Raw genomic sequence first — 20,102 nt, forward strand, 5'->3', positions numbered from 1 at the left:
GATGCCATCCCCACTCACCGAGGTTAGCGAAATGAGCAATGGTATCGAAGGAAAGGTAGTCGTAATCACTGGTGCAAGCAGCGGTCTCGGCGAGTCTAGCGCTCGTCACTTAGCCAGGCTGGGTGCCTCCGTTGTGTTGGCCGCACGACGCAAAGATCGGCTTCAGGCAATCGTCGCGGACATCCAAGCAGAGGGCGGCAAAGCCACGGCGCACGTGGTAGACGTGACCCATCGCGAAGACTTGATTGCCCTCGTTCAGCACGCTGTGGACACGTTTGGCCGTGTGGACGTGATGATCAACAACGCCGGCCTGATGGCAATTGCACCTATCTCGGAACTGCGAGTCGATGAATGGGATCGTATGATCGACATCAACATCAAGGGGGTGATGTACGGCATCGCAGCTGCGTTACCTCTGTTTGAGAAGCAAGGCTCAGGTCACTTTATCAACATCTCATCCGTCGCCGGTATCAAGGTGTTCAGCCCGGGCGGTTCGGTCTACAGCGGCACAAAATACGCTGTGCGCGCGATCTCGGATGGCTTGCGTCATGAGGTTGGCAGAAGCATCCGCACCACCACAATCGAACCCGGTGCGGTGGATTCTGAGCTTAAATTCGGTAGCGGACATGAGGCCAGTGCGCAGGCAGTGGCTGACTTCTACAAAAACGCAATTCCTGCGGAGTCTGTTGCACGAGCTATCGCATTCGCGATTGAGCAACCGGCTGATGTGGACATCAACGAGATCGTGCTCCGCCCGACATCACAGGACTTCTGAGCCGGTCATCATGGATGGGATCGCGCACTATCCTACCTGCGATCTATGGCCAGGACGCGAGACGCACTGCGTCAGGGCGCAGGCAGATTAGTAATCAGCATCCAGCATCACGGTACTCACTCGGCGAGTGCCGTAGCCTGAATCACAGCGTTAGAGGGAAATGAAATGAAGGTTTTGATGGTACTTACGTCGCACGAAAAACTGGGTGACACCGGCTTGAAAACGGGCTTTTGGTTAGAAGAATTCGCTGCCCCCTACTACATCTTCAAGGACGCTGGTGCCGAGATCGTTCTCGCGTCGCCTGCAGGAGGCCAACCACCACTTGATCCGAAAAGTGAACTGGCTGACTTCCAAACTGACATGACCCAACGCTTCAATGGCGACGCGGCTGCGCAAAAGGCGCTAGCGAACACCGTCAAGCTCGATACGGTCAGCGAGAAGGACTTTGACACGGTATTTTACCCTGGTGGTCATGGGCCGCTGTGGGATCTCGCGGAATCAAAAACCTCCATCAGCCTGATTGAATCTTTTCAGCGCGCTGGCAAGCCCATTGGGTTCGTATGCCACGCTCCTGGCGCACTTCGCCATGTTAAGGCTGCTGACGGCGTGCCGTTGATTAAAGGCCGTCGAGTGACCGGCTTTACGAATAGCGAGGAAGCCGCCGTGGAGCTGACCGATGTGGTGCCTTTCCTAATCGAGGATGAATTCCAACGCTTGGGTGGGCATTACCAGAAAGGCCCTGATTGGGCTCCATTCATCATCGAAGACGGCACGCTGGTAACAGGCCAGAACCCAGCAAGTTCTGAAGGTGTAGCTGAGGCACTGGTCGCTCGATTGAAATAGTCTCTTCAGCCCGCCTGATCTCATCAAGTATTTCAGGCGGGGCCAGATAAAACACCCATTATTGAGAGCCGCAATGATCACACTTCACCATCTCAACGCCTCTCGCTCATTGCGTATTCTCTGGCTACTGGAGGAGATAGGAATTCCTTACGAGCTGATCCGCTACCAGCGTGACCCTATCACCCAGCTCGCGCCAGAGGCACTCAAGGACATTCACCCGCTAGGTAAGTCGCCAGTCATAGAGCTAGATGGGCAGGTCATGGTGGAATCTGGTGCGATCGTCGAGTACCTGATCCGTCGATTTGCTCCTGACCTAGAGCCAGTATTCGGATCGCCGGAGCACATCCAGTATTTGCAATGGATTCACTTTTCGGAGAGCTCTGCGATGGTGCCGGTACTGCTGAAAGTTTTCACGCAAATTGAGGCGCATTCAGGCACTCAACTGAACTTCCTGACAGGCTACACGCAGACCGAGTTTGATAAGGTTTTGGGGTATCTGGACAGCATGCTCGCCGACAGGGCATTCATGGTGGGCAGCAAATTGTCCGGAGCCGACTTTATGTTGGCTTTTGTGGCAATCACCGTCGTCAAGCAGCTTGGCGCAAAAACGCAATATCCAAACCTGGATGCCTACCTCCAACGTTTAAGCACACTGGAAAGTTGGAAGAGGGCTTTTTCGCTTGAGCAACAGAGCGCCTGACTAGCTACAAACGCGTGCGGGGACGTTTCTTGCATCCATGCTAGCCAGGCGACTCGACGAGTGCCTGGCCTTACCCTTTGCTACCAAGGTGAGTGTCTCTGCAACCCCATATGCCTAGGCTTTCGCCGCTCACAATCCGAACCCATATTAAGTCAGGTAACGCCTCAAGAAGCAGTCTTTGAGCGCGCGAGGGAGGCCGCCGCAACGTCCAGTGCTTAAGGCCAGCAAGTATCTGCGCGTTCGATTTCTTCGCTAGATAGTAGGCCAACTACAAGACAGCAGCCCACGCTAGCGTCACGGCGCCTTATTTTCGATCAAACAATTACCGCCATCCACCACCAGCACCTCACCGGTGATATAGCTTGCTTCCGGAGACGCCAGAAACGCCACTGCAGCGGCAACCTCTTCTGGACGACCGGCGCGGCCGATCGGAGTGTAGGTACCGGCGCGGCTTTCTTCCTCGGTCAAGGCCCCCGTATCAATCCAGCCTGGTGCAACGCTGTTGACGGTGATACCCCGTTTACCGACTTCCAGCGCCAAGCCCATATTCATCCCCAGCATCGCTGCTTTGGCCGCACTGTAAGCCGACTCACCTGGGTTGCTACCACGTGTGCCGGACGTCGAACTGATGTTCACGATGCGTCCATATCCGCGCGTCTTCATCCCTGGCAAAACCGCACGAGTCAGCAGAAAAGCGCTGGTCAGGTTGCGCGCCAGAGATAGATTCCAGGTCGCCAAATCCATGTCCGCCACTTCGACGAAGGGTTCCGGGCTGCCGACCATAGCCATACCGGCGTTATTGACCAAAATGTCGATATGACCGAACTGCTCATGAGCCCAATCGGTCAGCGCCTTGACCTGCAATTCGTCAGTCAGGTCGGCTGCCATCGCACGAGCGTCTATACCCTCAGCCTGCAACTCAGCGACACGTTGCTGGATCCGCGCACTGCTGGCAGTGATCAAGACACGCACGCCTTCGCGGCCCAAACGTCGGGCAATCGCCAGACCAATACCACTTTCACTGCCCGCACCGCTGACCAGAGCGACTTGACCTTGCCACATTGGAATCGCCATTTCTAATCTCTTTGTGATCACAAATTTAATGCACGATAGCAAAAAAGCCGATGAATGCCGGTGATTCGGGAATTTGTTATCAGGCCGGGCACCGGTCGACATTGATACCTGGAAGTTAGGTGGTGCCGGCTTTATGGGCGGCGCAGAATGCCCTTAATATGCTATGGACACTGTTGTCTTTAAGGCGCTCACCACATTTTCACCGGCATGGTAATCCTGACGCTACTCTCGATTGTGGCCATTGCGATGGTGATGGTGATGGTGATGGTGATGGTGATGGCATTGCAGCTTGACGTGATCACCGGCTTGGCGGTAAGTGTTTACAATTTCAAGCGAGCAATTAGCGTACTCAGAGTCCGTCAGTTGATCGCGTTTATGGGCTGAAAGGACTCTTTCAGTCTGTTACTCGCATAAAAACAAACGCCCCGAACATGTCGGGGCGTTTGTTGGGCTGGCCTTCAGTGCGTTTTCGCACAGTCTGTCGCGGGCCCTTTTGTACTCAAACCAAAATCACTTGGTCAGCCAGGACTGGACGGTGTCGGAACCGAGCTCGGCTTCCGATACCTCTTGCTACGCTGATCTCTTCGACGGAGTGATCACTATGTGGAACGCAGATCTGCTCCCTTCCCTACTCTTCAAAATCAATCAGAACCAACTCACCCTCGAAGCTGCGATCATGGAGCTAACGCTTTGGGTTGAGTAGCGTTGCTCAGCAGAAGTCCCCGGCAACGTGCGCGGCGCTTTGGACACAATCCGCAAGAACGAAGAGTTCATCAATATGACGCTTGCAGTGCTGATGACGCCTGAGTGAGAAGCTCACCAGCTTATAGATCAGCAGGGCCCATCGGCCCGAAGGATCGAGCTCCTCGTTGACGCCACTTCATACCGCAGCTTAGCTATGGGCACGCCCATCAGTACCCGGCCTTGCGAAACCAATGCCGGGTCTCATTATCAAACGACGACACGATCACGCCAGCTTATACCTTCGAGTGTGCCGATAGCAGGTTGATACTCACACCCAACCCACCCTGTATAAGAATGTGAATTTACCAAATCAAGAACTCTAGCTAGGTTCAAATTACCGATATTTGGCTCATGCCGTCCTGGGTATCCGGCAATCTGTAAATGGTCGGATTGAGGAAGAAGGAGATCGAGGCAAGCAAGAGGATCCAACCGTTCCATCGCTGCATGATAAAGATCCAAGATCAGGCCTAGTCCTTCAAGTCTCTGCGTCCAGCTGACGGCTCCCGCCAGTGTCCGAATGAAATAGCCTGGCACTGAATTTTGATTGATGGCTTCAATCACAACCTTTACGCCATGACGGCCAGCCTCCTCGATGGCCCAGCGCATGTTGTCGTCAAACTGCCCCCCCGATACAGCGTAATTTTTCTGCTCAACCACTCCAGATAGCACGTGAAGCAGTGGACTTCGTCCTTCGACGGCATACTCAAGTCCCAGGTTAAAATCCTCACGAAAGTCCCTTGCCATACCGGACTGAGCAGCTAGCCCTTTACTACCAGGTCGTAGAGGAACTGTTGCCAATACTTGTTGAAGGCCTGTGCGACGTAAAGTCCCAGCTATTTCTGCTGCCGCCATGTCGCGAGGAAAACTGAACTCAACAGCCTCAAAGCCAGCGTCCCGTGCGGCGCTAAATCGATCCTCGAAAGACCATTCGGTAAAGAGCAAGGTTAGGTTCGCTGCATATTTGATCATTGAGTTAATCAAGCCATCGTGTTTTAGATGCACAACGAGTGCGGATTCAGCGCTGCTGAATCCGCACTCGTATTTGGAAATTACGCAGTTGCAGGAAAAGATTTTGGCTTGAGTAGAAAGTGCGCCAGTGCCGGAACCAGTACCAGCGCGCCCACCATGTTCCAGATGAACATGAACCCGAGCAAGATGCCCATATCAGCTTGGAACTTGATAGGTGACAGCACCCAGGTGAGGACGGCAATGCCCAGCGTTATCCCGGTCATCACCACCACTTTCCCCGTGGAAAGCAGGGCCAGGTAGTAAGCATCCGACAGGGTTGAGCCATTTCGCAGATTGGTGAGTGTTACGCTGAGGATGTACAACGCGTAGTCCACACCAATACCCACCCCCAACGCGATCACGGGCAACGTCGCGACCTTCACGCCGATGTTCAGTCCCACCATCAAGGCTTCACACAGAATGGAAGTCAGCATTAGCGGCAGTACCGTGCACACGACCGCACGCCAGGATCTGAACGTAATGAAGCACAGCGCGATGACGGCCGCGTACACCATGAACAGCATCTGCACGTTCGAACGCTTCACCACGATATTGGTAGCCGCTTCGATGCCGGCATTGCCTGCCGCATTGAGGAACTGGATCTGATCCGAGTTATGGGTCGCCGCGAACTGCTCGACGGTCTGAACCACGCTGGTGAGCGTGTCTGCCTTGTGATCCTTCAGATAGACATACACCGTCAGCAGATCGCAATTCTGGTTGAATAGCTCTCGCGGCGCTCGGGTGATGATTGCATTCAACAATCCCTGGTTACGGGGTATCTCGTACCAGGTCATGCTGCCTTCATTCATGCCGGCAGCTGCCTGCTTACTCAGCGCTGCTAAAGACGTCGTGGATACCACACCCGGCAACTGCTGAAGCTGCGCTTCCAGCGCATCGACTGACACCAAGGTTTGGTAATTGGCGCAGTAGTACTGGGGCGTTTTCACCATTACTACATACTTGTCACTGCTGGCGGAAAAGTTACTAACCATGAAGCGGTTATCGCTGTTGTAACGCGATTCAGGACGCAGTTCCGGTGCCCCAGGATTCAGATCGCCAATCTTCACATGAAGGCTCACCGCAAAACCTGCCACTCCTAGAATCACGGCGACAATGATTGCTCCGCTGGCCCATTTACGTTCGGTGAATCGATCCAGAAAAGCCCAAAATGGATTGCGGGTGTGATGAGTATCTAGCTGCGAGAACTTGTCGTTCGCCGCTTCACGCTGTGCAGCGGCTTTGCTGACACCTGTGTATGACAACAGAATCGGTAGCAGAATCAAGTTTGTGAAGATCAGCGTCAGAACACCAATCGTCGCGGCAACAGCTAGATCCTGAATGACTGGAATTTTGATGATCATCAACACGGCAAAACCTACGGCGTCCGCCACCAGTGCCATCAGCCCAGTCAAAAACAGCCGGCGAAAGGTGAAACGTGCGGCCACGAGCTTGTCGGCTCCGCGCCCAATGTCCTGCATGATACCGTTCATTTTCTGGGCGCCATGACTCAATCCGATCGCAAACACCAGGAACGGGACGAGGATCGAGTATGGATCGAGATCAAACCCCAAGGTGGGCAGTAATCCCAGTAACCAAACAACCGCGATAATCGAGCACAGCAACACCAACAATGTGCTGCGTACGCAACGGGTGTACCAGAACAGCACGATGCCGCAAATTATCAATGTCGCGGCGAAGAACAGCTGCATCTGCCGCATGCCGTCAATCAGATCGCCCACCACTTTGGCAAAGCCAGTGATGTGGATTTTGATGTTATCGGTTTCGTACTTGGCTCGGATCTGTTCGAGCTGGCCGGAAAGAGCGTTGTAGTCCAGAGGTTTGCCGTCGTCCGACGTAATGTCCTGAAGAGGTAACAGTACGATGCTGGATTTGAAATTGGAGGCTACAAGCCGACCTACTTCGCCCGACCGATCAACGTTTTGCCGAACCTGATCAAGACTCTTGGCAGAGCCATCGTAATCGTCAGGTATGACTGGCCCGCCATCGAAACCCTCTTCAGTCACGCCGATCCAACGAGTTGCCGGAGTCCACAAAGACTTCATGTATGAGCGGTCGACGCCGGGGAGTAGAAATACCTCATCGTTGATTTTCTTGACCGTCTCGAGGTAGGCAGCATCAAAAATACTGCCTTGTTTGGCCTCAACCGCAATCCTCAAAGTGTTGCCACCCTCCCCCAACTGTCCCCGGTTTTTCAGGTAGTTCTGCACATATGGGTGATCTGTCGGGATCATTTTTTCGAAGGCGGCATTAAGCTTCAGGCTCAATGCCTGATAACCCAGTATCAAACTGAGCAACACGCAAATACCCAAAATGATGCTGCGATGATTGAATAGAAGCCTTTCAACCAAGGTGCCAGACGAAGGATCGAAAGCATCTGGCTGAGGGATGGTGTGATGCTCCGCAGAACGTGTATAGCTATTCATTGATCGTGCTCCGGCAAGTCCACTGCAACTGCGGACGAAAGCATGCCGCGCGCACTACTGATGATCAGGTTGCCGTTCGCGGCTTGTGCCATGCCTGTGAAATAACTGGGTTGAGCAATTTGGAGGACAGCTGCTTTGGCATTGCCATCTGCGAATCGCAACACTCTTCCCGACTCATCGGTGAGCAGCACCGATCCATCGGCAAGACGCAACCCACTGGTCAAAGTGACGGGCTGTAAGGTGTCGAGGGGCTGCCAAGTATCGCCGCGATCCTTAGACTCAAATGCTTTGCCGCGAAGCCCAAATGCCACAATGGAATTGCTGTTTGTCGCTTGGAGCCCGAAGGTCGTTCCCTCGTAAGGTGATGTCAGCGGCTCGAAGGTTTTTCCCTCGTCACTTGACCGCAACAGAGTGCCCTGTTCGCCGGCAATGAAGAGATCCCCTCCCACCCGTTCGATGCTGTAGAGATGCAATCCGTTTGGGTTATCGATACGAGAACGGATCGACTGCCAGCTGAGCCCGCCATCATGGGTGACAAACGCCAGACCATAAGCGCCCACCACCAGTCCGTTTTTGGCGTCCAGAAAGAGCGTATCGAGCAGCGGTTTGTCGGGGCCATCGTCCACGAGTTGCTGTGCTTGAGCTAAACGCTCTTGCATCTTTTCAGCGTCGTCGGAACCTTCAATTGCCTGCTTGGCTTCCTGGAGTTCGATTTCGGCCGCTTGGACGCCATCCAGTTGCTTGTTCCAGCTCAGTCCGCCATCTCGAGTGTGTAGAACGACGCCAGCATGCCCGACGGCCCATCCTTCGACATCGTCGATGAACCGAACCTTGACCAGCGTAACGCTGACAGGGGAACCAACTTGTGACCAGCTAACACCATTGTCATCGGAAACAATGATGAACCCGCGCTCGCCCACAGCTACCAAGCGATGCCCCGCCCGCGCAACGCTGAGCATGACCGATTGAGCCGCCATTGAACTGATTATCGATTGCTGCATTGGCAAGCCATCGGTTTGTGCGGATGCTGAAGCGCTCAGGAACGCCGCCACGACCGACGCGCCCAACAACAGTGCCTTGAGCGGAAGACCTGAGTTTAACCTTAGTGTTTGATTACTCATTTGTGAGCCTCGATGATGCGTTTCCTTGGACACCGCGTCAGTGACCCAGCGTCCAAGTAACCCATGTGTGAATTAGCTGTTTCGAGGCTCAGCGCACTGACCCTGACGCTACCGAGTTACCGGTAAAGAAGTTCTCGGGCTTGCGCGGAATTACGCTATAGATTTCGCCGTTGAGACTTTGTACGACGCTGTACGTCTTGGCTTGCAGGTTGTAGATCACCACCGGTTTTACTACTACTGCTGGGATCGAAGGGACAACAAAGGGAAGCACCTGGGAGACGCGCCACAGTTTGCCCTCGGCGTCGTAACCATCCGCCAGAGAGACCGTCCAACTATCTTCATCGATGAAGAATTTGCGTTTAGGTACTGCATGGCGCTTGCCTGGTGCAACAGTGGCCTCAAGCTCCCAGACACGATGGAGTTCCCAGCGCACCTTGTCTGGATTGAGGTGGTTAGCCACGAAAGCGTCGTCACGTTTTTCGGCATTGAACTTGTTGTCGTTGTACGGGATGTACATTTCTTTTTTGCCAACGAGCTTCCAGTCATAGCGATCCGGATGGCCGATGAAGCCATGCACTTCATCAAAGTAGTTAGCTCCCGACGCTACAAAATCGGGTGTGTCATAGCCGACAGTGGGAGCACGGCGCACTCGGCGCTGGCCTACCAAATACTGCCAGGCCTCACGTGGTTCTTGCACATTGATACTGTCGTGAGTCACCAGCGACTCACCAGCCTTAAAGGGTGGCTCGTTGGTCAAAAAGCGCAACAGCGCATATTGTCCCGACCATTTATCTGCACTGCCGTCTTTGTAGTAATACGGATATTGCCAATTTTCGACGCCACGGCTTGCGAGCGTGCGGGTTCCGTCAGCATTACCAATGACGTTGGCATACCCCATCTGAATGGATTCTGCCTCTACGCGCAGCAGAAAATTCCAGATAACCTCATTACCTGTTTTCGGAATAGGAAACGGAATTCCGCCGTAACAGCCCTCTACTGACAAACCGTTGCTGGTCGTTTTGCAACGAGTCGCGTTGGCGAACGTGTTCTGATAAACGCTATCAGGTGCTGCGGCAGTACGGTGGGTCGGGTATACATCCAAATGGAAAGTATCGGGATATTTGGCTAGTAAGGCTTTCGTGCCTTCGCTCAACTTGTCCGCGTATTGCCCAGCGTTTTTGGCAGTTATCTGCAGCACCGGCTTCTCGCCTGGGAACGGATCCGCCGGCATATCGCCCAACTTTGCCCCTGCCACTTCCTTGGTCAACCCGCCTGTCCAAGCGGGGATGGAGCCGTCAGCATTTCCTGCTTTTTCGGCGCCCATGGGGGTCAATGTGGTCTTGAGCTTCGCCGCCTCTTCAGGGCTCACTGCCGCGAATGCGGTGCTGGCACACATTGAGATAGACAGGGTGGAAAGCAGTAGCAGTTTAATTTTTGTCATTATCAGGGCCGCCTGTTCTTTGCTTAAAAGGTTCGCTGGATCGAGAACGCCACGAAATCTCTATCTTTCATGTTTTGCTGGTAGGTGAACGAGTTGGAGGAGTTGATGACAGGCCCCGCCTCACCAAAGAAATTGGTGTAGCTCAGCGAGGCGTACCATTGCTTCTTGTAATCCGCCTTGAGACCTAGCGTCAGATCCCCGCCATGCTCAGGGCCAAATGCCTGAGGTGTGACTGAAGAGCGCCCGGACGGGTTGTAGCCAAGGGTGACCGGGGCCTGAACGTCGACCCCGGGAAAGACCTGGAAGTACTGAGGTTCAAAGGTGAACCGCAGCGCGAAGGCGTCGCGCGTTGTGTTGGGATCCAACTGATCAGCGTTTTTGGTCACGCTCAGCCGGCGGTTGAAAGCCAGCTCACCGATGAACGAAGCGCCGTCCCACAGTGCCGATCCGCCGTAGACATTGACCATCGACACCTGGGCATGCCAAGAGCGACCAATGGGGTAAGCCGGGTTGGAATCATTGTCGGAATCCAGGCCGGTGATGATCGTGCCGCCAACACCTGCCAACGGCGTGTCGAGTCGGATTGATGTTTCACCGGCAATGTTCGCTTCGCCGACCAAGGTGCTGAAACTGGCGCCAAAAACTTTGATGTCCTCGGGGTAAACATTGATGAAGGTGTCATCGGCACCGGGAACCAATGCGGCCGGGCGGAAGTAAAACACCGGGGTCTTTTCGTGATATTTGGCGGCGTATAGACCGAACTCCCAGTCCTCGATACCGAACTTGAGTTGAGCACCGAACTGCCCGGAATTCCTCGCGTCCTTGTCCTTGCCGTGGAGCAAATCCCCAGTTGGGAAGAACACCCGCTCCCCGCCTTCACCAACAAAATCCGCACCACTGAAGTAGCTGCCGGCAGCGGGAAGCCGGGTCTTGTTCCACTCGAATTGATAGTAGGCACCGACACTGACTTTATCGCTCAGCTGCCAGTTACCGGATACCTGCTTAGTCGGCATCAAAATTTCTTTGAACTGAGACCCCGGCACCGATTGCAGCTTCACCAGATCAACAGTGGACTGAGCATTGGCAATACCGTTGGCACCAAAGAACAGGCTTTCGCCGTAGATTTGCGTGAACTGCCCCAACCGTCCGGATAACGAGGTACTGCCGATTTCCTTTGAGCCATAGACGAAGGCGTCGAGGACTTCAGTGCTCGTTTCATGGACGCGACGAGTGTCACTGGTGAACTGATCGTGATCGACGCTCACGGAGTTGGCGGTGGCCGGTGAGTTGTTATCATTGTCATGGCTGTAGACGTTGTCGTACCAGGACGCTGCGCTGAGGCGGGCCCCGACGTCCTTGTATTTGATGTCTAATTCGGACAAGACATCCAGACGATTGGAGATGAGGCCTCGACTGAAATTTCGGTCGCCATCGTCCAGGTTGGGATTGCTGTTGGAGGTGCCAGGGCCGACCGCAACCTTGCTATCGAGCTTGTTCACCCGCCACGCATTGCTGTACTTGATTGTATTGTCCCAGTTCGCCGAAAGATCGGGATTGCCGGTGTCGATCTGGAAGGCTTGCGATGGTGTTGAGAGGCCCAACAGTACCGTTGCGCTAATCGCGCAGGCGATGCTGGAAACCGGGAACGGGCAGAGCCGCTGGTTAGCTGTTTTCATGGAGATGTTCCTGTTTTTTTGTTTTTGTAAAAGGTCATCCACTCGCAGCATTGGCTGCGAATATATCGGGGTGCTGCATAACGCTCCGAGCGCCTTTGTTTCCCGCCTTATCGTTCCAGATGCGCGGCCAATGCTTGCAAGCCGGCCTCCACGAGGACGATGTCCAGTTGCGACTTCAACCCGCTGACGGCAAAACCGCCTACGACTTCACCCTCAACAACGATTGGAAGCCCGCCTTCGATGGCAAAGACGCCGTGAATCCTCGAAGCGCCGGATCGGCCTTCGGCGACCATCTCCTCAAAAAACTTGGTTGGCCGGCGCGTGACTGCAGCGCTGTGGGCTTTATCAATGGCCGTTTGGACAGACGAGACGGATGCGCCATCAAGCCTTCTGAACGTCATTAAGCAACCCGCCTCATCGACCACGGCCATGGATACCTTCCAGCTCTCCTTGGTGGCTTTTTCCATGGCCGCCATGAGCATCAATTCAGCGTCTGCCAACTCGAGAACCCGCTTCGTTTTCATCACACGCCTCTGAACCTTGGGTTCGGGATCGATGTAAGCCAATAACATGATGCGTAAAAATGCTTTTAATGCACTTGTTATGTGTTTGTGCACAAAACGTAATCCTGGGCAAATTTAAAGTCAAGAAGATTCTCGAGGGCAAATATTCGTTGCGTGGATACGGGCGAGATGTGAAGAGGGCATACGGTGCCACCCGGTTGGGGGCTCAAACGACGGAACGTTCAGGAGGTAAGGAAAGAATCGGGAGGTGATATAGGTGGGCGCTGTAGAGGTAGAAATCGAATTAGAGCGTCCGGCAGAGTCGCTAACTATTTTATGCTTGCGGAGCGGGAAAATTTATGTGCAATTCAGACATTGGCCATTTGCACCAAATGGTGTTTTGCGCATAAAATCGTTTTAGTGCAAATTCCAGGAAGCTCCGACCATGATCACCTCCCCCGGCAGTCCGCTAATCGATGTCGCGCTGACGAAGATGAAAAAAGCGATTGTTTGCTGCGAACTGGCCCCGGGCGAAAAACTCAAGGTCGCCGAACTGTCCAAAACCTATGGGCTCAGTAGTTCCCCCATTCGTGAGGCACTTAATCGACTGACGCAGGACGGTGTCGTCGAAGCCAGCGATAACAAGGGGTTTAGGGTCGCACCGATCTCTACTGCCGACTTCCGCGACATTACGCGGATGCGCTGCCTGCTCGAGTGCGAAGCACTAAGCGATGCCATCCAGTATGGCGACGATGCCTGGGAAGCCGATGTATTGGGTGCGTTTCACCGTTTGAATCTGATTGAGAAAAAACTGGGAAGTGGCGTACTCGCACTCGACGATGAGTGGTCTACCCGGCATAAGGCCTTCCACTTCGCGCTGTTTGCGGCATGTCCATCACCGCTGATGCTAAAGATGATCGACTCTCTATTCGACAGAGCAGAGCGCTACAGGCGTTTTTCCGCCAAGCAGCGGATCACTCCAAGACATAAGGGAAATGAGCATCAAGAGTTGATGGATGCTGCTCTGGCACGAGACTCAAAAGCTGTGACGCTCTTACGCGATCACATCCAAAACACCTTGGGTCGAACCGTAGAAGCCATCGAGCGTCAACAAGCTACGCTTCAGTAAATCATCGACCTGCCACTGGTTTCGGGTTTCGGGTTTCCGGCTCGATGACGTTGTCACGCGTAATCGACAGCTGCATTTAACGTATCCCACAAAAAAACCCTTCACCTCGCAACTGCTTTCGTGGGCAGTACGAAGCAAAGGGTGTACTGCTCCTTACAAAGGTATCGCTTGCGCAAACCTGATAGTCTTATCGCAAGCGCCGCCACTACTCTGCAGAGCCTGTTCAGGTTCTTTGCACCACAACGCAAGCTCCATGCCCTCAAGCATCTCCATCGCCCAGGCGACAGTGACTGCCCCGCCGTAAACGTAGTGATCCGGCCGCACGATGACCACATTGCAGCCACGACGCTCCAGCCATTCGGCCAGCACGCCGTCAACCTCTTCGTAATCATCAACAGCGCGTGTGCCAGACTGTTGGGAACTGACTAACCGAACGACCTGGATAGGCAGACCTTTCAGCGATTGGCTACTTCGCAGACATCTTAATAACGCGCTGGCGTCGAACCCTGGCGCAATGACCACTCGAAAGGACTGTCCGGTAAACTCATCCAGCAGTGCCTTCTTGCCGGCATGGTTGATGACCATCGGTTGCGGAAACAGCTCGCCGGCAGGTGGAACATTGGCGACAAAGCCTTGGTTCAAGCCAGGAATCAGCGATTGCCTGATGGTGCCTGCCGGGTTTTCCTTCATCTGCTGAATCAAGCGCGCATCGCGGATAGCGGCTTTCTCGCTGTCACGCTCGCAAATGACACCACCGAATTCTTTTGCCGCCATCGTGGTTTGGCGGACATGGGGAATACGCTCGGTCTGGTAGGTATTCAGGAACGCCGGGGAAGCCAGGCCTCCTTTAACAAGCGCCAGTTTCCAGACCAGATTCAATGCGTCGCGAATCCCTTGGCACATGCCTTGTGCCAGAAAGGGGGGTGTCATGTGCGCTGCATCCCCGAGGAAAAACACCCGGTCGGACTTCCACTGCTCCAGAATCAGTGCATGGAATCGGTAGGCAGACGCACGCCACAGCTGATAGTCGCCCTCAGGCAACCAACGGGCGATCAGCTTTTTGATCGCTTCGGGTTGTGAGATTTCCGTCGGCTGTTCGTCAGGGTTAATCATGAATTCCCAACGTCGATGCTGACCCGGCCCAACGACAAAGGTACATGGCCTGGCCAACTCGCAAAATTGCACGTTGGTCTTTGGTAGATGCTCGCCCGCCCCTTCGTTGAGGATTACGTCAACCACGAGCCATGGCTCGTCGAAGGCTAGATCCTCCATTTTCAACCCTAGACGGGTACGGATTGGACTGGTGCCTCCGTCACACGCCAACACATAGTCCGCAGTGACTGTGCGCTCGGTTCCATCCTTGGCCTGGATGCGAACAACCGCCAGTGAACCTTTGGAATCTACCGACAGAACCTCTGAACCGAGTTCCACGGTGACGGACTTCATATCCGCAATTTTACTGCGTAGGGCGCGCTCGACGGGGGGCTGTGAGAAGACATAGTTAGGCGCCCAACCCAGCGGATAGGGAGGTCTGGCGGCATCAATGCGTTTGATCAACTGAGAACCGGTGGTACGGTACTCCGAAGGACGATACGGCATGACATGCTCAGCAATGTCATCGGCCAACCCAATGTTGCCGAACACACGCATCACTTCGTGATCAAAACCCATAGCCCTAGGGTTGGTGTACACCGTCTCGGACTTATCCACGACGAGAGCGCTTAGCCCCCACATGCCGGCGAGATTTGCGCACAAAGCACCCACTGGCCCCATTCCAACAATGATGACATCGTAGTCCATCGTCAACTCCGCTTTTTGTTTTTCTCTACTGCGACTTCTGGTTGATGAGCAGACTTTTGCGCCCCCATCAACCAGGCTTCAACGACCACTGATTGGAGCAGGCTATATAGCCCTGCCAAATGTCATTAGCCGATACGAACGCGCTGCTCTTCGATCTTCGCCCGTATGGATTCCTTCCATTGCTCGCGAGTCTGGAAACCGGGACGGCGCTTACACATAGCCTCGGTCTGGGCGAGGATAGCCTCAGTCGGCATCTCGAGATCCAGCGGTTCCTTGCAAGGTTGTGCGGTGTAGAACGGTGCATCGACATACATTTCGATGGGATTGCCTTCAGGATCTTTGAAGTACATCGACCAAGCGTTGCCGTGATCCACCTGTGCAATCCCTTCAATTCCGCTTTTCTTGGCGAATTGATAGTACGTTTTCAGGTCGTCGAGGGAGTCCAAGAGAAACGAAAGCTGATTGATCGGGTTGAACGGTAGGTCGATTGGTTTGCCGTCAAAGAGAACGACCTGATGATGTAACTCAGGGTTCTGAGTCATGAAGAACAAACGGTGACCTGTAGAAGCGACCCCCTTGTCACTTACGATGAAGCCCAAGGTGCGGCAGTAAAAATCAACCATCCGGTCGAGGTCTTCGCAAAACACACCAGAGTGGGTGAAATTGATTTTAGGTAATGCGGACATTTGGAACCTCCAGTTTTTATGATTGTGTAGAGGGCAACGCTTAGACTTCGTCAATAACACCATTCGACAGCGTGCCAATCTCAGTAATCACCACTTCAAAAACATCACCAGGCTTCAGAAAAATCGGTGGATTGCGTTTGAAGCCAATGCCGCTCGGAGTACCAGTTGCCAGAATATCTCCCGGGTTCCATGGAAGCGCTTTCGATACATACGAAATCAAATGAGGAATGTCGAATGCCAGCTCCGAAAGGCTGCCTTCCTGCAGTTGCTCGCCGTTAAGTACCCCCCGCACAACCAGCTTTCGATAGTCTGAAATTTCCGATGCCGGAACGAGCCAAGGCCCCAGAGCACCCGTTTTTCTGAAGGTCTTACCCATACCGTACTGGTGCGTATGGAACTGCCAATCGCGGACGCTGGCATCGTTGAAGCAGGTGTAACCCGCAACGTGATCCATCGCGTCCGCCGGATCGATATGTGCACCACCTTTCCCGATCACAACCGCCAATTCGGCCTCGAAATCAAATTGCTCTGAGACTTGAGGTCTAACCAGTGGTTCGCCGTGGGGCAAAAGAGTTTCGGCGAAACGCTGAAAAATCACTGGAAACTCGCCGACCTTTCGGCCCGCCTCTTCAGCGTGAGCAACATAGTTAATGCCTACGCAAATCACCTTTCCAGGATTGGGTATCACTGATTCCAACTGGATACTCGAGAATGGGTAGTCAGGCTGCACAGCATCAATAATCTTGCGCGCCTCCTGAAGCAAGGACGGGTTGCTCAGAAAAGTCGCGAGATCTGGCACCTCCGAGAAACGGTTGGTCAGTTCAACCACTCCGTCACCGGACACAACACCGAAATGGGCTTCTCCTTCTTTACGGTACGAAATCAGCTTCATCTTGCCTCTCCTATTTTTGTGCATAAAAACTATCTTCTTGCACCATACATCATTAAATGCATAATGCGAAAGGCCGGTTTAAAAAAATAGCGAGCCTATGAGGCTCTCGGTTCTGGAGGTTACGCATGTCGCTTGTGATGGTTCGTAAGGTCAAGCTGGACGTTGAAGAGGTATTCCACGAGGGCGGGCCTCGTTTGTCAGCCCCGCTGCGGATTGCAGTAGCCACCGCGGTGGTCGCCAATCCTTACGCAGGTAAGTATGTAGAAGACTTGCTGCCGTTTATGCAGGAACTGCGAGCTTTAGGCGCAGAGCTGTCGGAGCAACTGATCCATACCCTGGGCGGAGCTAAACACGTACAGGCCTATGGCAAGGGCGCAATCGTTGGTGAAGACGGTGAGTTAGAGCACGGCGCCGTATGGCACGAAGCAGGTGGCTGGGCAATGCGCGAAGCGCTACGCAACCCGAAGGCTATCGTCCCTGCGGCCAAAACTATTGGCGGCCCAGGCTGCCGAGTGATGATCCCACTAGGGCATATCCAAGCTGCATACGTTCGTAGCCATTTCGGCGTTGCTGAAATGACTGTATGGGATGGCCCTCGCCGTGGCGAAATTGCCTTTGGCCTAGCCATGGCTACAGGCGGACGGATACATGCACGATTGGGCGGTCTCGCTGCCTCCGACGTAAAGGGCGAAGACGGACTGCGTTAGTGCCTTAGATTTGAAGCGTGCTCCAAAGGTTAGGTACCACTACAAAAACAATATGTGTTGGAGAACATCATGACTGCAAAAACAATGCGCGCTGCACGCCTGTACGAAGGCGGCAAACCCATGGTCATCGAGCAAGTTTCTGTACCCGAAATCCGCCCTACTGAGGTGCTGGTCAAGGTGAAGGCATGTGGGATCGTCCCAAACCTGCACAACATTCTGACAAATTGGGTTAAGTGGTTCCCTCAAAATCCACTGCCGAAACTTCCTGCCATTTTCGGCCTCGATCCATCAGGTGTCGTCGAAGCAGTAGGTGCTCAAGTCTACGACTTCAAGGTCGGCGACCGGGTGTATGTCAACCCGGGCCGACACTGCGGCTCCTGCCGAGCTTGCCGTGCGGGTAACACAATTGCTTGCACCGCCTATACCTTCAACGGTTATTTTGGCTTCACGCCGAAAAGCCCGCGCATGTTCGAAGACTACCCCTACGGCGGCCTTTGCGAGTACATCCCGGCCCCGCAATACAGCCTGGTCAAACTGCCAAACAACATCAGTTTCGAAACCGCCGCGCGCTTAGGCTATCTGGGCACCGCCTACAAGGCTTTGCTCAAGGCCAACGCGGGCCCCGGTAGCACTGTCCTAATCAACGGGATTAGCGGCACACTCGGTTTAGGTGCAGTCGCTCTGGCATTGGCCATGGGGGTACGCAAAATCCTCGGCACTGCGCGCAACCAAGAGCTGTTCCAAAAGGTGAAAGACCTAGCAGCCCCGGGTCGGATCGAAATTCATACCCTTGGTACGATTCCCACCAATGAATGGGCCCATGAGATTACTCATGGCGAGGGCGTGGATGTGGTTATTGATGCCTTGGGCCCAGGCGCACCGCACGAAAGCCTGACCCAAGCTCTCAAATCTCTGCATCGAGGCGGACACTTAGTGAACATTGGCGCTATCGCCGGTGAAGTCCCTATAGACCTGCATTGGATCATGGACAACGACATCCAGATCAGTGGATCTGCCTGGTTCACCACTGGTCAAGGACAAGCCATGGCTGACATGGTTGAGTCCGGTGTGCTGGATCTTTCATTTTTTGAAAATACGTCTTTCAAGCTAGAAGACGTCAACAACGCGATTACCGGTATCGAAAACCGCCATGGCGGCTTCAGCAACTACGTCATTTGTCCTTGATGCACGCAGCGAGTGGAGCGGTTCGCCCTTCCCTCGCTGCCTCTTTGACTGCTCGTTGAGTAATCCAAATGAAGATAAGAAGAATCGTGACCGGTCATGACGAACAAGGGAACTCCGTGTTCGTTTCAGATGACTACGCCCCAAGAGCTCAATCTTTTGCCTCAATCCCTGGACATGCCATGGCGCATTTGTGGGCGACCCCAGCAAATCCGGTACGCCTCGAACAGGAACGTGATCCCACGCTAGGCAACTCTTCACTGATTCCTCCTCAGGGCGGCACCAGCATCGCCATGTTCGATTTCCCACCGGACTCGGTGATGCAGAACCCCGTCGATGGTGTGCGGGCCTATGAAGAGTTGGGGGCGGCTTTGCCTGGCTTGATCGAAAGCTTTGAACCGGAAAATCCGGGTATGCACACCACTGCCACCATCGATTACGGAATCATTCTGGAAGGCGAGATGTGGCTGGAACTGGATAACGGTCAAAGCCGTCTCGTAAAGGCGGGAGACATCGTTATTCAAAATGGCACACGACACGCGTGGCGCAACAAAAGTGAGGGGATTGCCCGAGCACTGTTTGTGATGATCGGCGTGTCATCTCCAGAGAAACATGTCGTGTAGTTTTTTGATTATCCATCTCTCTGAAGGATTTTTATGGCCACTGTCGCTCATCGTCTACTCGGTATTTCAGGTAGCCTGCGTTCACAATCAACCAATACAGCAGTACTCAAGACCCTCTCCAATCGGTTGGGCGATCAGGTAGAAATGAGTCTCTTCGCACTGAATGAGATCCCCCTTTACAACTCAGATCTCGAAGCGCAGATGCTGCCTGCATCGGTGGCGGTGCTGAAAGATGCTATCGAACAAGCCGATGGCTTGATCATCTGCTCGCCTGAATACAACTACGGCACTTCCGGCGTGCTGAAAAATGCACTGGATTGGGCATCTCGCCCGGGCTTCAACTCACCGTTGAAAAATAAACCCGTGCTAATCATGACGTCTTCACCAGGCGTGCTTGGCGGGGTGCGCGCCCAGGCACAATTGAGAGAGACGCTATCAGCGACCCTTTCCAGAGTCATTCGCGGCCCTCAGATAGTCATTCCGGGCGTCAATGAAAAGATCCAGGACGGCAGATTCAATGATGAAAAAACGATTGAGTTCATGCTTGCCGCCGTTGATGACTTGATTAGTGAAATCAAAGCAGCCTCGTAGAAGGCTATCCGAGACGATACCAATACCTAAGTCTATTCACTCGTCGTGCTTAAAAAAAAAGGCCCTCTCCAGACTGTGTGAAAACCTAGCAATCTGCGCAGCGCTCAAAGAAAATGCTCCGTATCGAAAGATACGGAGCATTTTTCGTTATGGCCTACATCCA

General features: G+C 53.8%; 19 protein-coding genes and 1 pseudogene. 10 read left to right on the forward strand and 10 right to left on the reverse strand.

Going from position 1 to position 20,102, the window contains the following annotated elements; genetic code table 11:
• Positions 1-31: 31 nt before the first annotated feature.
• The 3 genes from ACVWYU_RS29590 to ACVWYU_RS29600 all read left to right on the forward strand — a co-directional run bounded on the left by ACVWYU_RS29590 (position 32) and on the right by ACVWYU_RS29600 (position 2,318).
• Positions 32-775: an SDR family oxidoreductase gene (locus ACVWYU_RS29590; RefSeq protein WP_457374378.1), complete on the forward strand. Its 744-nt coding sequence runs from the start codon at positions 32-34 to the stop codon at positions 773-775.
• A gap of 165 nt (positions 776-940) precedes the next feature.
• Positions 941-1,618 carry a type 1 glutamine amidotransferase domain-containing protein gene (locus tag ACVWYU_RS29595; RefSeq protein ID WP_457374379.1) on the forward strand — a complete coding sequence of 226 codons (678 nt, stop codon included), beginning with the start codon at positions 941-943 and terminating at the stop codon, positions 1,616-1,618.
• Between the two features lie 73 nt (positions 1,619-1,691).
• A complete protein-coding gene (locus tag ACVWYU_RS29600; protein ID WP_457374380.1) occupies positions 1,692-2,318 on the forward strand; it encodes a glutathione S-transferase family protein in 627 nt (208 codons plus the stop codon).
• 294 nt (positions 2,319-2,612) lie between these two features.
• On the opposite strand, the gene ACVWYU_RS29605 is transcribed toward ACVWYU_RS29600, so the two are convergent.
• Positions 2,613-3,392 carry an SDR family NAD(P)-dependent oxidoreductase gene (locus ACVWYU_RS29605; protein WP_457374397.1) on the reverse strand — a complete coding sequence of 260 codons (780 nt, stop codon included), beginning with the start codon at positions 3,390-3,392 and terminating at the stop codon, positions 2,613-2,615.
• A gap of 207 nt (positions 3,393-3,599) precedes the next feature.
• On the opposite strand from ACVWYU_RS29605, the gene ACVWYU_RS29610 reads away from it, so the two are divergent.
• Entirely contained in the window at positions 3,600-3,776 is a 177-nt protein-coding gene (locus tag ACVWYU_RS29610; protein ID WP_457374381.1) for a hypothetical protein, read from the forward strand.
• A gap of 217 nt (positions 3,777-3,993) precedes the next feature.
• A pseudogene (locus tag ACVWYU_RS29615) lies at positions 3,994-4,203 on the forward strand (hypothetical protein).
• A gap of 140 nt (positions 4,204-4,343) precedes the next feature.
• Here the strand turns inward: ACVWYU_RS29615 and ACVWYU_RS29620 are convergent.
• The 6 genes from ACVWYU_RS29620 to ACVWYU_RS29645 all read right to left on the reverse strand — a co-directional run bounded on the left by ACVWYU_RS29620 (position 4,344) and on the right by ACVWYU_RS29645 (position 12,443).
• Positions 4,344-5,105, reverse strand: coding sequence for a hydroxypyruvate isomerase family protein (locus ACVWYU_RS29620; protein ID WP_457374382.1), 762 nt, complete (start codon positions 5,103-5,105; stop codon positions 4,344-4,346).
• Positions 5,106-5,185: 80 nt separating this feature from the next.
• On the reverse strand, positions 5,186-7,588 hold the full coding sequence (locus tag ACVWYU_RS29625) for an efflux RND transporter permease subunit (RefSeq protein ID WP_457374383.1): 2,403 nt from the start codon (positions 7,586-7,588) through the stop codon (positions 5,186-5,188).
• On the reverse strand, positions 7,585-8,709 hold the full coding sequence (locus ACVWYU_RS29630) for a WD40/YVTN/BNR-like repeat-containing protein (RefSeq protein WP_457374384.1): 1,125 nt from the start codon (positions 8,707-8,709) through the stop codon (positions 7,585-7,587). The genes ACVWYU_RS29625 and ACVWYU_RS29630 overlap by 4 nt, the downstream gene beginning before the upstream one ends.
• Before the next feature lie 88 nt (positions 8,710-8,797).
• Positions 8,798-10,150, reverse strand: a complete 1,353-nt coding sequence (locus tag ACVWYU_RS29635; protein WP_457374385.1) for a DUF1329 domain-containing protein — start codon at positions 10,148-10,150, stop codon at positions 8,798-8,800.
• A gap of 23 nt (positions 10,151-10,173) precedes the next feature.
• Positions 10,174-11,826 carry a DUF1302 domain-containing protein gene (locus tag ACVWYU_RS29640; RefSeq protein WP_457374386.1) on the reverse strand — a complete coding sequence of 551 codons (1,653 nt, stop codon included), beginning with the start codon at positions 11,824-11,826 and terminating at the stop codon, positions 10,174-10,176.
• Positions 11,827-11,933: 107 nt separating this feature from the next.
• Positions 11,934-12,443, reverse strand: a complete 510-nt coding sequence (locus tag ACVWYU_RS29645; protein WP_457374387.1) for a GlcG/HbpS family heme-binding protein — start codon at positions 12,441-12,443, stop codon at positions 11,934-11,936.
• A 331-nt stretch (positions 12,444-12,774) separates the two neighbouring features.
• Between ACVWYU_RS29645 and ACVWYU_RS29650 the strand changes: the two genes are divergently transcribed.
• Positions 12,775-13,458, forward strand: a complete 684-nt coding sequence (locus ACVWYU_RS29650) for a GntR family transcriptional regulator (RefSeq protein ID WP_457374388.1) — start codon at positions 12,775-12,777, stop codon at positions 13,456-13,458.
• A gap of 153 nt (positions 13,459-13,611) precedes the next feature.
• Here ACVWYU_RS29650 and ACVWYU_RS29655 read toward each other — a convergent pair whose 3' ends face one another.
• The 3 genes from ACVWYU_RS29655 to ACVWYU_RS29665 all read right to left on the reverse strand — a co-directional run bounded on the left by ACVWYU_RS29655 (position 13,612) and on the right by ACVWYU_RS29665 (position 16,836).
• Positions 13,612-15,258 (reverse strand): bifunctional 3-(3-hydroxy-phenyl)propionate/3-hydroxycinnamic acid hydroxylase, encoded by a 1,647-nt coding sequence (locus ACVWYU_RS29655; RefSeq protein WP_457374389.1) that lies wholly within the window; start codon positions 15,256-15,258, stop codon positions 13,612-13,614.
• A 125-nt stretch (positions 15,259-15,383) separates the two neighbouring features.
• Positions 15,384-15,944 (reverse strand): VOC family protein, encoded by a 561-nt coding sequence (locus ACVWYU_RS29660; RefSeq protein WP_457374390.1) that lies wholly within the window; start codon positions 15,942-15,944, stop codon positions 15,384-15,386.
• Positions 15,945-15,984: 40 nt separating this feature from the next.
• On the reverse strand, positions 15,985-16,836 hold the full coding sequence (locus ACVWYU_RS29665) for a fumarylacetoacetate hydrolase family protein (RefSeq protein ID WP_457374391.1): 852 nt from the start codon (positions 16,834-16,836) through the stop codon (positions 15,985-15,987).
• 125 nt (positions 16,837-16,961) lie between these two features.
• On the opposite strand from ACVWYU_RS29665, the gene ACVWYU_RS29670 reads away from it, so the two are divergent.
• The 4 genes from ACVWYU_RS29670 to ACVWYU_RS29685 all read left to right on the forward strand — a co-directional run bounded on the left by ACVWYU_RS29670 (position 16,962) and on the right by ACVWYU_RS29685 (position 19,939).
• Positions 16,962-17,543: an amino acid synthesis family protein gene (locus ACVWYU_RS29670; RefSeq protein WP_457374392.1), complete on the forward strand. Its 582-nt coding sequence runs from the start codon at positions 16,962-16,964 to the stop codon at positions 17,541-17,543.
• 69 nt (positions 17,544-17,612) lie between these two features.
• Positions 17,613-18,728 carry an alcohol dehydrogenase catalytic domain-containing protein gene (locus ACVWYU_RS29675; RefSeq protein WP_457374393.1) on the forward strand — a complete coding sequence of 372 codons (1,116 nt, stop codon included), beginning with the start codon at positions 17,613-17,615 and terminating at the stop codon, positions 18,726-18,728.
• 68 nt (positions 18,729-18,796) lie between these two features.
• A complete protein-coding gene (locus tag ACVWYU_RS29680; protein WP_457374394.1) occupies positions 18,797-19,348 on the forward strand; it encodes a cupin domain-containing protein in 552 nt (183 codons plus the stop codon).
• A gap of 33 nt (positions 19,349-19,381) precedes the next feature.
• Positions 19,382-19,939, forward strand: coding sequence for an NADPH-dependent FMN reductase (locus tag ACVWYU_RS29685; RefSeq protein WP_457374395.1), 558 nt, complete (start codon positions 19,382-19,384; stop codon positions 19,937-19,939).
• The last annotated feature ends 163 nt before the right edge of the window (positions 19,940-20,102 follow it).

The organism is Pseudomonas sp. TE12234 (assembly GCF_054061835.1).

Bases quoted from the DNA above. Each gene is read 5' to 3' on its own strand.
- ACVWYU_RS29675 (WP_457374393.1), top strand. From the start codon at position 17,613: ATGACTGCAAAAACAATGCGCGCTGCACGCCTGTACGAAGGCGGCAAA.
- ACVWYU_RS29605 (WP_457374397.1), bottom strand. From the start codon at position 3,392: ATGGCGATTCCAATGTGGCAAGGTCAAGTCGCTCTGGTCAGCGGTGCG.
- ACVWYU_RS29670 (WP_457374392.1), top strand. From the start codon at position 16,962: ATGTCGCTTGTGATGGTTCGTAAGGTCAAGCTGGACGTTGAAGAGGTA.
- ACVWYU_RS29630 (WP_457374384.1), bottom strand. From the start codon at position 8,709: ATGAGTAATCAAACACTAAGGTTAAACTCAGGTCTTCCGCTCAAGGCA.
- ACVWYU_RS29620 (WP_457374382.1), bottom strand. From the start codon at position 5,105: ATGATCAAATATGCAGCGAACCTAACCTTGCTCTTTACCGAATGGTCT.
- ACVWYU_RS29685 (WP_457374395.1), top strand. From the start codon at position 19,382: ATGGCCACTGTCGCTCATCGTCTACTCGGTATTTCAGGTAGCCTGCGT.
- ACVWYU_RS29635 (WP_457374385.1), bottom strand. From the start codon at position 10,150: ATGACAAAAATTAAACTGCTACTGCTTTCCACCCTGTCTATCTCAATG.
- ACVWYU_RS29665 (WP_457374391.1), bottom strand. From the start codon at position 16,836: ATGAAGCTGATTTCGTACCGTAAAGAAGGAGAAGCCCATTTCGGTGTT.
- ACVWYU_RS29625 (WP_457374383.1), bottom strand. From the start codon at position 7,588: ATGAATAGCTATACACGTTCTGCGGAGCATCACACCATCCCTCAGCCA.
- ACVWYU_RS29640 (WP_457374386.1), bottom strand. From the start codon at position 11,826: ATGAAAACAGCTAACCAGCGGCTCTGCCCGTTCCCGGTTTCCAGCATC.
- ACVWYU_RS29655 (WP_457374389.1), bottom strand. From the start codon at position 15,258: ATGGACTACGATGTCATCATTGTTGGAATGGGGCCAGTGGGTGCTTTG.
- ACVWYU_RS29660 (WP_457374390.1), bottom strand. From the start codon at position 15,944: ATGTCCGCATTACCTAAAATCAATTTCACCCACTCTGGTGTGTTTTGC.
- ACVWYU_RS29610 (WP_457374381.1), top strand. From the start codon at position 3,600: ATGGTAATCCTGACGCTACTCTCGATTGTGGCCATTGCGATGGTGATG.
- ACVWYU_RS29595 (WP_457374379.1), top strand. From the start codon at position 941: ATGAAGGTTTTGATGGTACTTACGTCGCACGAAAAACTGGGTGACACC.
- ACVWYU_RS29590 (WP_457374378.1), top strand. From the start codon at position 32: ATGAGCAATGGTATCGAAGGAAAGGTAGTCGTAATCACTGGTGCAAGC.
- ACVWYU_RS29600 (WP_457374380.1), top strand. From the start codon at position 1,692: ATGATCACACTTCACCATCTCAACGCCTCTCGCTCATTGCGTATTCTC.
- ACVWYU_RS29680 (WP_457374394.1), top strand. From the start codon at position 18,797: ATGAAGATAAGAAGAATCGTGACCGGTCATGACGAACAAGGGAACTCC.
- ACVWYU_RS29650 (WP_457374388.1), top strand. From the start codon at position 12,775: ATGATCACCTCCCCCGGCAGTCCGCTAATCGATGTCGCGCTGACGAAG.